The 14,795-nt window shown below is 63.0% G+C and carries 11 protein-coding genes and 1 pseudogene; 2 read left to right on the forward strand and 10 right to left on the reverse strand.

What is annotated here, in order from left to right; all coding sequences use genetic code 11:
* Positions 1-85 precede the first annotated feature (85 nt).
* The 7 genes and pseudogenes from V1294_RS05215 to V1294_RS05245 form a co-directional block, all read right to left on the reverse strand.
* Positions 86-191: pseudogene (locus V1294_RS05215) on the reverse strand (nitroreductase); the annotation flags it as partial.
* A gap of 25 nt (positions 192-216) precedes the next feature.
* A complete protein-coding gene (locus V1294_RS05220; protein WP_334495579.1) occupies positions 217-1,431 on the reverse strand; it encodes a murein L,D-transpeptidase family protein in 1,215 nt (404 codons plus the stop codon).
* 33 nt (positions 1,432-1,464) lie between these two features.
* The gene (locus tag V1294_RS05225) at positions 1,465-2,142 is read right to left on the reverse strand and encodes a nitroreductase (protein WP_334495581.1); all 678 of its coding nucleotides are present in this window, start codon (positions 2,140-2,142) and stop codon (positions 1,465-1,467) included.
* Positions 2,143-2,726: 584 nt separating this feature from the next.
* Entirely contained in the window at positions 2,727-3,548 is an 822-nt protein-coding gene (locus V1294_RS05230) for an SDR family NAD(P)-dependent oxidoreductase (RefSeq protein ID WP_334495583.1), read from the reverse strand.
* A 54-nt stretch (positions 3,549-3,602) separates the two neighbouring features.
* Positions 3,603-4,160 (reverse strand): cytochrome P460 family protein, encoded by a 558-nt coding sequence (locus tag V1294_RS05235; protein ID WP_334495585.1) that lies wholly within the window; start codon positions 4,158-4,160, stop codon positions 3,603-3,605.
* A 72-nt stretch (positions 4,161-4,232) separates the two neighbouring features.
* Positions 4,233-5,261 carry an alpha/beta fold hydrolase gene (locus V1294_RS05240; protein ID WP_334495586.1) on the reverse strand — a complete coding sequence of 343 codons (1,029 nt, stop codon included), beginning with the start codon at positions 5,259-5,261 and terminating at the stop codon, positions 4,233-4,235.
* Positions 5,262-5,333: 72 nt separating this feature from the next.
* A complete protein-coding gene (locus tag V1294_RS05245) occupies positions 5,334-5,753 on the reverse strand; it encodes an organic hydroperoxide resistance protein (RefSeq protein ID WP_334495587.1) in 420 nt (139 codons plus the stop codon).
* A 190-nt stretch (positions 5,754-5,943) separates the two neighbouring features.
* On the opposite strand from V1294_RS05245, the gene V1294_RS05250 reads away from it, so the two are divergent.
* Positions 5,944-8,781, forward strand: a complete 2,838-nt coding sequence (locus tag V1294_RS05250) for an ATP-binding protein (protein WP_334495588.1) — start codon at positions 5,944-5,946, stop codon at positions 8,779-8,781.
* 595 nt (positions 8,782-9,376) lie between these two features.
* Here the strand turns inward: V1294_RS05250 and V1294_RS05255 are convergent.
* Both V1294_RS05255 and V1294_RS05260 read right to left on the reverse strand, forming a co-directional pair.
* Positions 9,377-10,015, reverse strand: a complete 639-nt coding sequence (locus V1294_RS05255) for a 2-dehydro-3-deoxy-6-phosphogalactonate aldolase (protein WP_334488406.1) — start codon at positions 10,013-10,015, stop codon at positions 9,377-9,379.
* Positions 10,016-10,026: 11 nt separating this feature from the next.
* Positions 10,027-10,941, reverse strand: coding sequence for a 2-dehydro-3-deoxygalactonokinase (locus V1294_RS05260; protein ID WP_334495589.1), 915 nt, complete (start codon positions 10,939-10,941; stop codon positions 10,027-10,029).
* A gap of 264 nt (positions 10,942-11,205) precedes the next feature.
* Here V1294_RS05260 and V1294_RS05265 point away from each other — a divergent pair, with 264 nt between their 5' ends.
* Complete coding sequence (locus V1294_RS05265; protein ID WP_334488412.1) at positions 11,206-12,168, forward strand: tripartite tricarboxylate transporter substrate-binding protein; 963 nt, start codon at positions 11,206-11,208, stop codon at positions 12,166-12,168.
* Between the two features lie 48 nt (positions 12,169-12,216).
* Here the strand turns inward: V1294_RS05265 and V1294_RS05270 are convergent, their stop codons facing one another.
* Positions 12,217-14,628 carry a VCBS domain-containing protein gene (locus V1294_RS05270; protein ID WP_334495590.1) on the reverse strand — a complete coding sequence of 804 codons (2,412 nt, stop codon included), beginning with the start codon at positions 14,626-14,628 and terminating at the stop codon, positions 12,217-12,219.
* Positions 14,629-14,795: the final 167 nt, after the last annotated feature.

Genomic DNA, 14,795 nt, shown 5'->3' on the forward strand with positions numbered 1-14,795 from the left:
GACGACGAGCTACCGTCTAGGTGGAACATCATTGCGTCACTGCATCGAAGCTGTCACGATACAGCTCCGGACTTAGATAAGAAGTCCAGCCGAGCGCGATGCTTTTGATGATGACATCATAGTCGGCTATTCCCGCGTGCTCGCGCACCACGGGTGATTGCACGATGCTCTGGGGTGTTGATCACGGCTCCGGGCCGCGAGGCGTCGCACAAGTGTTCAGCACCGGCCCGTCGGGAAGCTGGCACGAGCCGCATCACACACAACCGGTCCGGAGAACGAGGTACCAAACCATTTGCTCGTCAACGAGCCGTCGTTGTCGATCCAGGGGATCGGTGGCAGTTGCGGCAGGTAGGATGCATACGGCATCACTTTCGCAAGCGTCACCCGGCCCGGAAATTTTGCGAGGAAAGCCTTGTTCATTCCGCCGTCAAGCCCGCTGTAGATCGGGGCAGCCGGCACATTGTCTTCAAGCAATTGCGCGTACACGCGCTCGTCGGCGCGCTGTTTTTCCTGCGCCCGCCGCGTGATTTCCGGATTGACGACGAAGGGGGGACATTTTTCGTTCGGGTTGAACACGAGAGGGGACGGCGAATTCGCAGGCGGTTGCGCATCGAATACATAGCGGCGGTTACACACATCCACCTTGGGTTCGCGTCCCGTCGTCTCGAAATGATCGTTGCCGACCTTGAGCATTTTCCAGAAGGCCAGGTTGGGATTATTTCGATGCCGCGCCAGATTCGCCGGCGTCAGGCGGAACGGATAGGCCTGGACCTGGAACGACGGTCGGCCGCTGAGCGAGTCGCGCGCCAGCGAATAGATTTCGCTGATCTGTTCGTCGGTCATGGCATAGCAACCGCTCGACCAGCAGTCGCCGTGGATCATGAGGAAGCTGCCGTTGCGCTTGTTTGCCTTATCGAAGCTGTTGGGGTAGCCGAGGTTGATCGAAAGATAGAAGTTGGAGTTGGGATTCATCAACTCAGGTGTAATCGTATAAAACCCTTCCGGAGCCTGTCGGTCGCCCTCGTACAACTTCGGCCCGAGATCGCCCGACCACCGGCAGATCGGATAGGTCTTGAGGAATTGGAAACGGCCGGCCGTGTCCTGCTTCCAGACTTCGAGCTCCGCCTCTTCCTTGAAGAGACGCACAACGATAGGTGAATATTTTGGCATCTTCTTCTGTTCGAGCAGCGCTAGCAGCTCGGCCGGTAATTCCTGTGTCGCCTTGGCCGGCAACGGCTTGCTGCTTTCGCCAAGGCACGGGACCGGCGTCAAGGCAGCGGCAAAAGCCGCCGCCAGCACGAGAGCCTTAGCCGCTCCGACTAAATCGGAACGGGGCTCTCGCTTCTTGTTTTGACGCGTTTTATTGACGCGAACCGGTACCCACTTCGCTGGAAAACGCTCTAGTGCACGTCGCACCATGGCGCGGATCACTGCTGTACCCCCAGCCCTTCCGCCCGCGCGCCGCTACTTCTCGAACCCGACGAACACCGTAGCCTCCTCAACAGACTTCCGCTCCGACACGACCGCATTCGCCGGAAAAGTTTCATCCGGCCAGCCCAGCGCGATGCTTTTCATGATGACCTGATCATCGGCTATTCCCGCGTGCTCGCGCACCACGGGTGATTGCATGATGCCCTGGCTGTTGATCACGGCGCCCAGCCCGCGAGACCAGGCGGCATTGACCAGGGCGGTCGCCACGGCGCCGCAATCGAAGGGCGTATCGTCGCTGCCATCAAGCGCGCGGTCATAGGTAATGATCACGCAGACGGGCGCGTCGAATTGGCGGAAGCCGCGCAGCACCCAGTCCTGGCGCTTGTCCTTGTTGTCGCGCTCGATCCCCATCGCGGAGAACAATTGCTTGGCGACACCGACCTGCCGGTCGCGGTGCTTGCCTGCAAAGGCTTGGCCCGTTCGGAACTCGCGCGACTGCGGGATGCCTGCCACCATCCGCTCGGTGTTGCCGGCGCGGATTCGATCCAGCGGTTCGCCTGATATGACGTAGAAATTCCAGGGCTGGGTGTTCATCGACGACGGCGCGCGCATCGCCAGACCAATGATTTCCGCAATCAGCGCCTTGGGTACCGGATCGGGTTTGTAACCGCGGATACTCCGGCGACCGAGAATAACGTCATCAAACTGCATCTGTGTGGGAGTCCCCTGATAAGTTCTGAAACAGCCGGGATTTTCGCGGTTTCTGCACTCTCGCGCAAGCGACGGCGGCGTGTCCTCAACGGTCCAGCCACGCGAAACATGATCGCATCGATATTGCGCGCACGCAGTCGTTTGGCGAATTCTGGGAGGATGAAATTGTGCCGCTGATTTGCCCGACGTGTCAAGTTTTGGTCCAAACTGTCGGTTGCGGCGGCCGCCGGCTACTTTGCATGGGGTTGTTTTCGATATTTTTGGTGGGAGCCGACTCGGCGCGACGGCACCGTCCGGAAGGCGCGTAGGCTTTTCAGGCTGTTTGCTTAAATCGTAGGTTTTGGTTTGAAAAGGTCGAAAATACCTGATCTTTCAATCTGGATTGACTGACACTCTCTCCGCCATCGATTTCGGACAGCGCAGAAGTCCTTCAGAATGAAGCGTTTGTTGAGCCACCGGTTTTCATGGTGGAGCACTCCAGGCCCGTCTCATGGCTTCGCTGCGCGCTCTGCTCGGACACTGGCGCACGCAGCAGACGGTGGCGGCGGAGTAGAGTTCTGTCTCCACGCGCGAGCGCAAGGCGATCAATAGTCCGTCGATACGCTGAGCGCGCGCCACCTCTCGAGTTCTTCGAGGCGCTGACGATCGGCTGCCGCGATCGCGTCGACCGCATCGCTGCCGAGCGCAACCCGCAGAGGTGGACGATCCAGCTCCGCGAGCTTGAGGATGAGGGCAGCCGCCTTGGCGGGATCGCCGGGCTGGCGGCCATCGTAAGCGCGCTGCATCCTCACGGCAGCGCCGACGACGGGGGCGTACTCGCTACGCCCTTCATCGGCCGCATGCGCGGCCTGGGCAAAGCCGGTGCGGAGGCCGCCGGGCTCCACGATCGTCACGTGCACGCCGACCAAGGCCATCTCGCGGGCGAGCGACTCCGAGAAACCTTCGATCCCCCATTTCGCGGCGGAGTAGGCCGCACGCGCTGGTGCGCCGATCCTGCCGCCGACGGACGAGAGCTGCACGATGTGCCCACGGCGCTGCCGGCGCAGAACGGGGATCGCAGCCTTGGTGACGATGATGGTCCCGAGCAGGTTGACTTCGATCTGTTGGCGGAATGAGTCGAGGCTGGTGTCCTCGACCGATCCGAGATCGCCGTAGCCGGCATTGTTCACGAGCACATCGAGGCCGCCGAACGCCTGCTCGGCAAGGCGGACGGCCGCTTGCGCAGCGGTGTCATCCGTCACGTCGAGCCTTGCGATCCGCAGTCTTTCGCCAAAGCGTTCGAGCAGCGGCTGCAGCGGTTCCGGATCCCGCGCCGATGCGACCACTCGATCACCCACAGCGAGCACGGCTTCCAGTATGGCACGCCCCAGACCTCTGGAGCTGCCACTGATGAACCAGGTCTTCATGAGATATCTCCGGATAAGTTGCTGCGGATGGGTTTTCGCAACTGTTCTCGCAGCTCATGGGGCGAGGCGCGTAAAGACGTAGTCGTGGTCCTTCGCACCAGCTTCATGGCAGGCAAAACAGGTGCGGTGCTGCCCCTCGTCGACCGGCCTGCCGTTTACGAACCGGCCGAAGCCCCAACCGCCCGTCGCTCCGTATTTGCGCGAGTCCTTGACCATCACCTGGACTGTGGTCGCGGCGCCGGGAATCGTGGCGGATGCGAACTCGGGAGACTTCGTCCGCTTCCAGGCGCGCTTGACGAGAATGGTGCCATCGGGGAACGGTAGCTTTCCGTCGTTGTAGGCGTCGATCGCGGTCTGGTTGCCGACGACGGCGCGCAGCTCATTCAGGGGAGCGGCCTCCTCGGCGGGCGCGATCAGTTCCCACTGCTTGTAGCCATCCGGGATGGTGACGCCGAAGATTGGCGATGCCTCGGCGCGTGCCGCGGGCGCCTGCGCAAGGGTCATCGAGAGCAGGTATGGCATGCAAGTGAGGAGAACGACGAGGAGGATCACGGCCACCACGATGACCGTGGCGTAGGGCGATCTCTTCTTTTCAGGTTCCGTCGAGGTCATGACTCTGTACCAAGCTGAGTTCGAGAATTGATCCTCGATCCAGCCGGACTGGACCGAGGTGCTGACATATCCTCAGGCGCGGTCGGCATCGACGACAGCCTTCGCAAAGGCCTTCGGCGCTTCCTGGGGTAGGTTATGGCCGATGCCGCCCGTGATTAGGCGATGCTCGTAGTGGCCCGAAAACTTCTTGGCATAGGCACTGACGTCCGGATGCGGCGCGCCGTTGGCGTCCCCCTCGAGCGTGATCGTTGGCACGTCGATGACCGGAGCGGCCGCGAGCCGCTTCTCGACGTGCTCGTATTTCGGCTCGCCCTGGGCGAGTCCGAGCCGCCAGCGGTAGTTGTGGATCACGATCGCGACATGATCCTTGTTGTCGAACGCCGCCGCGCTACGGTCGAATGTGGCGTCGTCGAACTTCCACTGTGGCGAAGCGAGCTTCCAGATCAGCTTGGCGAAATCGTGCGTGTACTTCTCGTATCCGATACGGCCGCGCTCGGTCGCGAAATAGAACTGGTACCACCATTGCAGCTCGGCCTGCGGCGGCAACGGTGCGCTTCCCGCGGCCTGACTCGAGATCAGATATCCGCTGACCGACACCAGGGCCCGGCAGCGCTCGGGCCACAACGCGGCGATGATGTCGGCCGTCCGCGCGCCCCAGTCGAACCCGGCTACGACGGCCTTCCTGATATTCAGCGCGTCCATCAATGCGATGATGTCGACGGCCATCGCGGCAGGCTCGCCATTGCGCGGCGTCTCGCCGGAGAGGAAGCGCGTCGTTCCGTAACCGCGCAGATACGGGACGATGACGCGATAGCCGGCCTGCGCCAGGATCGGCGCGACATCGACGAAGGCGTAGATGTCGTAGGGCCAGCCGTGGAGCAGGATGGCGACGGGGCCACCAGCCGGTCCCATCTCCGCATAGCCGACGTTCAGAACGCCGGCATCGATCTGATTGAGGGCGCCGAAGGATGCGTTCGTGACGGACGGTTGCGGCGATTCCGATTCGGCGCGTGCGAGCTCGATCACACCGAGACCGACAGCGACGGTCCCTGCCGCCACACCGAAAAACCGGCGCCGATGCTGGTCAAAAATCTGCTTCATCTTGCTTCTGCCTTGTTGAGGGTTGGATGATGTACCGGCCGGTACGTCCGGCCGAACCGGTGATGAGGCCTGTCAGATCAGGTTGACGGAGACGTCGAGATTGTTGCGGACGGCCTTGGAGTAGGGACAGATCCGGTGCGCCTCATCGACCAGATCGCGCGCGATGTCGCGGTCGAGATCGGGCAGGCTGACGTTGAGGCGCGCCCTGAGGGAGTAAGCGTCCTCCTCCAGGACGAGGTCGATCTCGGTATCGATCGCGCATTTCCGCGGCAGGACAATCTTCCGCCTGCGCGCCGCGATCTCCAGGGCGCCCTCGAAGCAGGCGGACCAGCCGGCCGCGAACAGTTGCTCCGGATTGGTGCCGATCCCCGCAGCACCGGGCGGCGAGAGCCTTACATCCAGGCGGCCGTCGGAACTGCGCGACATGCCATCAAGGCGTCCCCCAGTGGTGTGGGTCCGGGCCGTGTAAAGCAGCTTTGCGGTTTTCGTCATGAAGGTGTCCTTGTTGTCACGCAAAACGACTACCAGCCGCGCCCGAAGGACACCCGTTTGGATTTGTGAGAAATTGTAAGGCCGCGGCTAACGAGGACTGCATGCGCGGCATGATATCGATGCAACGTCCCAGCTTGCCGGATCGCGGCGCACTGGTTATGCGGTTCCGGCGAAAGGACACGTTTTCGTTATGACCGAGCCGGCGAATCGTGCGGCGGAGACACTATCATTCGGGCCGTTCACGGTGACGCCGCATGAAAGGCTGGTGATGCGGGACGGCGTCGCGCTGCCCCTGGGCGGCAGGACGTTTGACACTCTGATCGCGCTGATGTCGCGCCCGAACGAGGTCGTCAGCAAATGGGAGCTGATAGCCTCGGTGTGGCCCGGCATGACCGTCGAGGAAGCAAATCTGCGTTTCCATGTCGCGGCGCTCCGCAAGGCGCTCGGCGACGGCAAGGGCGAGGCCCGCTACATCACCACGCTGTCGGGACGAGGCTATTGCTTCGTGGCGCCGATCACGCGCGCGAGTCTTGCGGCGAAGCGGCGCCCGGAGCCGCAGATGGAGCTGCCACCCGTCAAACTGCCGAACCGGCTGCAGCGGATGGTCGGTCGGGCTGATACAATCAGTGCGGTGGCGGAGAAGCTGATGGCTTCACGCTTCGTCACGATCGTCGGCCCCGGCGGCGTCGGCAAGACCGCCGTTGCGGTGACGATTGCTCACGATTTGCTCGAGACGTTCGCCGACGCCGCGCACTTCGTGGATCTGGCCGCGCTCAGCGATCCCGATCTCGTCATCACCTCGATCATGCTGATGCTCGGTCTGCCAGCCCAGGCCGACGATCCAATGCCCGCACTCCTCGCGCATCTGCGGGACGAGCGGATGCTGTTGATCCTGGACAATTGCGAGCACGTCATCTCGGCAGCCGCTCCGTTGGCTGCCGAGATTTTCCAGGCCGCGCCGCATGTGCACATCCTGGCCACGAGTCGGGAGGCGCTGCGAGTCGAAGGCGAGCAGGTGCATCGTTTGGCGCCCTTGGCCGTTCCGCCCGACGGCCCCGGACTGACAGCCGCCGTCGCCTGGACCTATCCTGCGCTTCAGCTCTTTCTCGAACGAGCGACGGCCGGCGGCGCGCAGCTCGCGCTCGACGATTCCAATGCGGCAATCGTTGCTGGCATCTGCCGCAAGCTCGACGGCATGGCGCTGGCGATTGAACTCGCTGCAGGCCGGGTCGAGGCCTATGGCCTCGTGCAAACCGCGGCGCTGCTCGACGAGCGGCTCAGCCTACTGTGGCAGGGCCAGCGCACCGCGCCGCCGCGGCAGCAGACATTGCAGGCGACGCTTGACTGGAGCTACGGGCTGTTGTCCGATCTCGAACGCCTGGTGCTGCGCAGGTTGGCTGTTTTCGCCGGACATTTCACCATCGACGCCGCCCTCGAGGTCGTGCCGGATGACCGCGTCGACCGCTCCGTTCTGTTCGACGCCATAGACAGCCTCGTCGCCAAGTCGATGGTCGCGCCGCGCCCGATCGGCGCCATGATGCGCTACCGTCTTCTCGATACGACGCGAGCCTATCTTCTCAAGATCGAGGCCGACGGGGCAGCGCTCGCCGCCCGCCACGCCTCGTATTATCGACGCTGGCTGGATCAGGCCGGCACGACCTGGGCTGCGGTGCCGAGCGCCGACGAACGGGCGGTCCATTTCTCCGCCCTCCACAATGTGCGCGCCGCGCTGGACTGGTGCTTCAACGGCGGCGACGTCGGCATCGGGATCGCGCTCGCCGCCGCGGCGGCTCCGATTTTCCTGGCCATGTCGCTGCTCGTCGAATGCCGCCGCTGGTCGGAACGAGCGCTGCGCGCGATCGAGCCTCAGGCGCGTGGCAGCGCCGAGGAAATGCACCTCCAGGCCGCCCTCGGATTGACGCTGATGTTCACGCGCGGCGGCAGTGACGCAGCCCGCGGCGCTTTGAGCAGAAGCCTCGAGATCGCAACGGCGCGCGGCGATACGATGAACCAGCTTCAGCTGCTCGGCCGGATGCACATCTTCCACGAGCGGATGGGACAGTTCGAGGCCGCGCTCGGCTATGCGCAGCAGAGCCTTGCAGTTTCTGGTGCGCTCGGTGACGCGGCGTCCATCGCGCTCGCTCATTCTCTGGCGGGGGTGTCGCTGCACCTTGCCGGCAAGCACCGCGACGCACTGAAGATGTTGGAAATCGCCTGGCAGGGACCGGGCACGGATCGGATCAGTACGGTCTACGGCTTCGATCATCGCAACCGGGCGGGCATCACTCTGGCACGAGAGCTGTGGCTGCAGGGTCGGCCGGCGGATGCGCTGCAGCTGGCGCAGCAAACTGTCTCCGAGGCGGCCCAGATGGATCATCCGATCACGCTGTGCATTGCGTTGATCTGGGCCGTCTCCATCGCGCTTTGGAGCGGTGATCTCGACGGCGCCGAAGCCGACATCGATCGATTCATCGCCCATGCCGAGTCGCGCTCGATGGGCCCCTATCTTGCGGTGGGGCGAGGCGTCAAAGGCGAACTCGCGATCTTGCGGGGGGACGCGCGCAGCGGCGTAGAAACAATCAAGGGCTGCCTCGAGGAGCTGCACGATGCCGGCTACGAGTTGCTCACAACCACGTTCAATCTCGCGCTGGTTCAAGGCCTGCTCGCACTCGGACGGTTCGAGCAGGCAATGCGCCTGATCGACGAGGCGATCGCGCTGGTCGAGCGATGTGGAGACCACCTTTACATGCCGGAACTATTGCGCGTGAAGGGCAAGGTTCTCCTGTCCCAGCCGCAGCCAAATCGCGACCAAGCACAGGTCGAGTTCATGCAATCGCTCGAGCTGAGCCGTCGCGAGAGCGCAAGGGCATGGGAGTTGCGAACCGCGATCGATCTCGCAGAACTCTTGGCCGGGCAGCAACGGCGCAACGACGCAAAGCAGTTGCTGCAATCGGCCGTTGAAGGCTTTGCCGAAGGTTCCGATACCGCGGATATCCGGACGGCCAGCAGACTCCTTGGCACGCTGTAGGGAGAACGCTTACGTCGAGGAACTGGATCATCGATACTGCAAGGGCGGCAAGGAGCGCTGGTGGCGGCGATGCCCAAGGAGGTCGCCGGTGCGGTATTGCTCGGCTTCGCGTCGCCCGTCATCGGCATACACCATCAAGGTTACTCCATTGGTGAAAGGAGCCAAGACACTCGTGCCGATCGTGAGCAGAGCGGGAATTAGCTCTTTTGACGCTCCAATCGAGGCGCCATGGGGCCCCAACCGAGCGGGGCTACATTCGAATAAAAGATCGAGCCTTCAGGTGATCGATGAGAGCGAGACGCAGGTGCTTAGCTATTGCTTACCCGGCGCGACGCTCAAAACGTGCGTATTGCAAGACATGCCTTAAACACTGGCGCGCCCGACACGATCCGGAACATGTGAGTCGCTTGGTGGCATTTTCGTGGATGACGGGCCATCGGCGGAACAGGTTGTGGTCAGGGGCGAAGTCCCATTTTACGGCCGTTGCTCAAACGGTGGGTTTCGGTCTACGAAGGCCGGAAATTCCCGATCATTCAATGGGGATTGACTGACACTCTCTCCGCCACCCGCCTTCGCTTCGGCGCGGCATGCCCGTCTACCTCGCCTGTTGAATCGCTCTGTCGTACGCGTCGATCGTCGCCTTGGCGCGAACAGCGACTTCCGCGGCCGTCATGCCGGGTTTGTAGAGGCTGCTGCCGAGGCCGAACGCTGTAATGCCGGCTTTCGTATACTCCGCAAAATTCGTGTCCGAGACGCCACCCACAGCGGCGATCATCAGGTCTGCGGGAAGAACGGCGCGAATGGCGGTGATGCCCGCAGCGCCAAGCACGCTCGCCGGAAAGAACTTGAGGCTGGAGGCTCCCGCCTTGGCGGCAAGCAGCGCCTCCGTCGGCGTAAAGACGCCGGGCATCGTGACCATGCCGTGCGCCCGGGCGCGGGCAATGATTTCGGGATCGATGTTGGGGGTTACCAGGAGCCGGCCGCCAACGTCATGGAGCCGCTCGACGGCTTCCAGCGTCAGGACGGTGCCGGCACCCACCAGGATTCCGGCAGGGGCCTTCTTGACCGCGATCTCGATGGAGCGGAATGGATCCGGCGAGTTGAGCGGGATCTCTATCGCGGTCATGCCGTTGTCGACCAGCACGCCGACAATATCCTGCGTTTCCTCGGGCCTCACGCCGCGCAGGATCGCGACCAGCGGCCGCTTCATCGGGGGGAATGGGACAACGCTCATCGTCTGATCCTTTATACGTTCCAAATCGATTCCGCGGCCATCGAAAGGCCGCGACGGACCGCGTCCTCGGCTCCGATTGATCTGACAGGAACGGAAACCGTGTCAAATGCCAACTGATAAAGCATCTGGAGCCTCCCTGACGCCACCAACGTGATGCCGGTGCTGGGTACGTCTCCGGCGAGTCCTGCCGCCAATTCGAGACCAATCAACGTTCCCGATATTTTCTCGCGTGCCGAGGATGGCGTGCCGCCATAAAGGAGCTGACCCGATCGCACCTGGAACAGCAGATTGGCGGCGAAGGCAGGCGTCTCAAAGGCGGCAATAGCCGCCGACTTGAAGGCGTCGATATCTTCCGCTTGATCGGCGCCGGTCACCGCGTGGGACAGGATCGTCTCTCGCGAGATGACGTCGAACAGCTCTCCCGTCATGAACGTAGCGAAGCGTTCGACGATACCGCCATTCGCCCTGACCCACTTCGAATGAGTGCCCGGCATGCAGACGACCGCATCGTCAGCCGCGTCCGTGCCCAAGGCGCCGAGCAACTGCGTCTCCTCGCCCCGCATGACATCCGGCGCCTTGGGGTCTCGCTGCGCGATGCCCGGGAGGATGCGGATGTCACGGTTCTGTCCCGGCACCGGGACGGCATGCTTGAGGATCGATGCGAGCCGCGCCGGCGTGTCGACATAGCCGGCTTCAACCCATCCCTGTCGGGCGCCGGCCATGCCGCAGACGACCACGGGCAGCCCAGGCGCGGCGCCGACGGCTTCCAGATGCGATTGCAGCACGGTCGCGAAGCCGAGCTTGCCCGCCGCCATCATGCCCTCGTGGCTGCGGCGTTCCCCCAATACGTTGCCGGTACGGCCGACGAGCCAAAGCCGAAAACTGCTCGTGCCCCAATCGACCGCGACATATGCAGCCTGTCCCATTCAATCCGTTCCCAGTGCTATCAGCCCCAGTTCTATCCGTCCCTTGTGGAGATCGTATCACGGCGGTCTGCCGGCGAGCTACGCTCGCTTTGTAATTGATTTGCAGAGCCGCAATCAGCATGATCCGCAGTCATGCGGTGCCCCGCTGTTTTCCGCGGCGTGGCATCGCCAACGCGCACGTCCGCAACAAATGCGGCACAACAACAAAAAACAAAGACTTTGGAGGACGCCATCGTGATCAATCTCCCTTTTAGAAGCGCCGTCATGGGCGTTGGTCTGCTGATTGCGGCGCTTTCGCCGCAGGCCCATGCGCAATCGACCCCGAAGACCGTGACGCTGGTGGTCCCGTTCGCGGCCGGCGGCGGCACGGACACCGTCGCACGTCTGATTGGCGAGCGGATGTCGCGCACGCTCGGCCAGACCGTCATTATTGAGAACGTGGTCGGCGGCGGCAGCACGCTGGCCAATGATCGCGTCGCCCGATCGGCGCCTGACGGTTCAACAGTGCTGATCAATCACGTCGCGCTGCTCGCGGCGCCCAGCCTGTTCATCAACCTGCGGTACGATACCAAAACGGCGTTCGAGGCGGTTGGCCTCGTCAACAACGCGCCGATGGTTTTGATCGGCCGCAAGTCGATCCCAGGCTCAGGGCCAAAGGACTATGTGGACTGGATCAAGGCGCAGGGCGACAAGGCGAACTTCGCGCACGGTGGTCTCGGGACCAACAGTCATTTGTGCGCCGTGATGATGGGCAATGTGCTCGGCTTCAAGCCGACGGTCGCGGCTTATCGCGGGTCGGCTCCGGCCATCTCCGATCTGCTGGCGGGGCAGATCGATCTGCTGTGGGATCAGGTAACCAACGCGCTGCCGCAAATTCAGGCCGGAACACTTCACGGCATCGCCATTACGTCGCCGCAACGTCTTGAGCAGTTGAAGGACGTGCCGACCACCGCCGAGCTCGGCATGCCCGAGGTCAGCTATTCGATGTGGCATGGGCTCTACGTGGCGAAGGGCACGCCCAAGGAGACCATAGCTGCGCTGAACTCGGCGCTCCGCGCGGCTCTGTCCGATCCCGTCCTGCTGGAGAAACTGAAGCAGCTCGGAACGTTGCCGTTTCCCGACAACGAGTTGTCGCCCGAGGCGCATGCGCGCCTGTTCGCCGCCGACCTGCCACGGGTGGCCAAGCTCGTTGAAAGCTCAGGGATCAAGGCGAGCGAAGCGAAGTAGGGCGGCACGCGTCGCGGGAATGGCGGGGCTGAAATCGGCGCGGCTCCGTCACACGATCAGATCTTGCGGCGCGAGGGCAGTGACAACGTTAACCGGCTGGTTCCAAACGGAGGTGCCGGACCATTGTGCAGACAGCTCGATCGGTTGGTCTGCCTCTGAAATCGCCGGCGGCGCACTGGTTGCTGCAGCGTTTTCGGCGGAGCTACTCGACGCCGGGATGTCCTCTGCAAGGTCGATGACGTCAGGAGTTCTGACGTCGGACATCTTGTCCTTGAAGTGGAACGCGTCGTCGGCGCCGTTGATGGTGATTGTCACCACCTGTGCGGTGCCGTCGATGGTGGTCACTGTGAAGCAGTCGGTCAGCGTGTCGCAGTCGTCGAGCGCCTGCACTTCGCAGTTGGCGTTGTCGAGCTTATAGGTCCAGACGCCATCTGCCGTCATCGTGAAGGTGCCATAGCCGGCATCGCTCGCCGTCGGCGAGCACACTGCCTTGAAGGTATCGGGTGTGTTGTCGACGTCGGTATCGGTAAGCGCGCCGGTCGCGATCGGCGTGCCGTATGTGCAAGCGCCAGCTTCGGTTACTGAGCCGGTCGTGGCGCCACAAATGACGGCAGCGTCGTTGGCGCCGTTGATGCTGATCGTCACCACCTGCGGGGTGCCGTCGATGGTTGTCACCGTGAAGCAGTCGGTCAGCTTGTCGCAGACATTGAGTGCCTGCACTGCGCAGTTGGTATTATCGAGCGTGTAGGTCCAGACGCCATCCGTCGTCATGGTGAAGGTGCCATAGCCGCCCGTGCTCGCCTTTGGCGAATCGACCGCGGTAAATGTGTCGGGAGTGTTGTCGACGTCAGTGTCGGTGAGCGTGCCGGTCGCGGTTGGTTTACAAGATACGGAATTGGCCGCGCCGCCAGCCTCGATGACCGAGCCTTGCTTGGTTCCGCAAATAATGGCGGCGTCGTTGGTGCCATTGATGGTAACAGTTACCAGCTGCGCGGTGCCGTCCAGGGAGGTCACCTTGAAAGTGTCGGTCAGCTTGTCTCCGACATTAAGTGCCTGCACCGCGCAATTGGCGTCGTCGAGCGTGTAGGTCCACACGCCGTCCGCCGTCATCGTGAAGGTGCCATAGCCGCCATCGCTGACCGTCGGACAATCTACCGCCGTAAAACCCGGTGCGTTGTCCACGTCGGCGGCGGTGAGCGTGCCGGTCGCGGTAGGCAGGTCGCACTTGGTGCCACCGTCCTCGGTCACGGAACCGGCTGTGGTGCCGGAAATGACCGCTGCGTCGTTGGTGCCGTTGATGGTGACTGTCACCACCTGGGGGGTGCCGTCGATCGTGGTCACCGTGAAGGAGTCGGTCTGCTTGTCGCCGACGTTGAGTGCCTGCACCGCGCTGTTGGAGTCGTTGACCGTGTAGGTCCATACGCCGGCCGCCGTCATCGTGAAGGTGCCAAAGCCGCTCGCGCTCGCGGTCGGAGTGCCAACCGCCGTAAAAGTATTGGGCGCATCATCGACGTCGGTGCTGGTGAGCGTCCCGGTGGCACTCAGCGTACCGAGCGCGGCGTTGGCGACGGCGCTGGCCTCGATCGCCGTGCCGTTGGTGGCGCCGGAGATGATGGCCGCGTCGTTGGTGCCGTTGATGGCAATCGTAAAGGGTTGAGCGGCCGAGAGCGTGCCGTCGGATACGGTGATCGTGAAGTCCGTGGTCGTGGGCTCGGTCAGCGCGTTGATCGCGTCACTATCCGGAACGTAGGTATAGGCGCCGGTCGTGCTATCGACATAAAGCGTGCCGTAAGGACCAACCTTCGATACATCGTAGGTTACCCCGTCGATCACGGTGCTGCCGCCGGTTCCCCCGCTGATGCTGAAGGTCAGCGTGGCGCCACTGTTGGGGCTGCTGGCAAGGAAAGTGCCGCTTGTCGCGGTGAAGAGGTCAAAGACCGTCGTGTCGATCTCGGTCGGCCCAATCGCCGCATTCAGCGTCGGCGGCGTTGGCGGTGGGGCCGGGGTTTGCCCGATAATCATCTCCGGGACTGATGCGAGGATCACAGCAGGCAAAGCAGGCAAATCCTGCACCGGGGTCGAATCATCGATCGGGATGAAATTGATCGGTTGCACGGGCAGCTGCTCGAGGGGAGGAGGCGTGCTCGATCCCGTCGACCCCAGTCCTTTTTCGAAGGTGGCGAGCGCTTCCTGCTGGGCCGCCTGCAATTCGGCCATTCGCGCCGCGGAGTTTGTGCTCTGACTGACGCTGATCGAGGACCCCTGCGAACGCAGGATGATAGTCTGTCCAGGATCCTCAACGAGGAAATGTCGAGGGATCACTTCCTTGGTGGTCAACTCGAATGCGCCGTGCTCGAGATCCTTGTATGTGATGTTGCCGTCGTCCAGGAGTGTGACGTTCGGCTCGGCGGCCTGGGCCTGCTTCCCAAGCGCGAAGGCGAGTGCCGTGAGCCACAGCATGCCGAACCTGCCGGCATGAGCGGGGCTTCGCGGTTCACCGTCCGCGACTTGCGCGGCGGTGCCGGGCCCGCGCCCAACTTGGCCGGAGCCGGCCGCACTCTGGACGTTGCCGATGCGGGGAAGCGGGGCCACAGCGGCCCTACGTTCGTCCCCTGTCTCGGCGTGGG

The organism is Bradyrhizobium sp. AZCC 1678, assembly GCF_036924765.1.
Taxonomy (GTDB): domain Bacteria; phylum Pseudomonadota; class Alphaproteobacteria; order Rhizobiales; family Xanthobacteraceae; genus Bradyrhizobium; species Bradyrhizobium algeriense.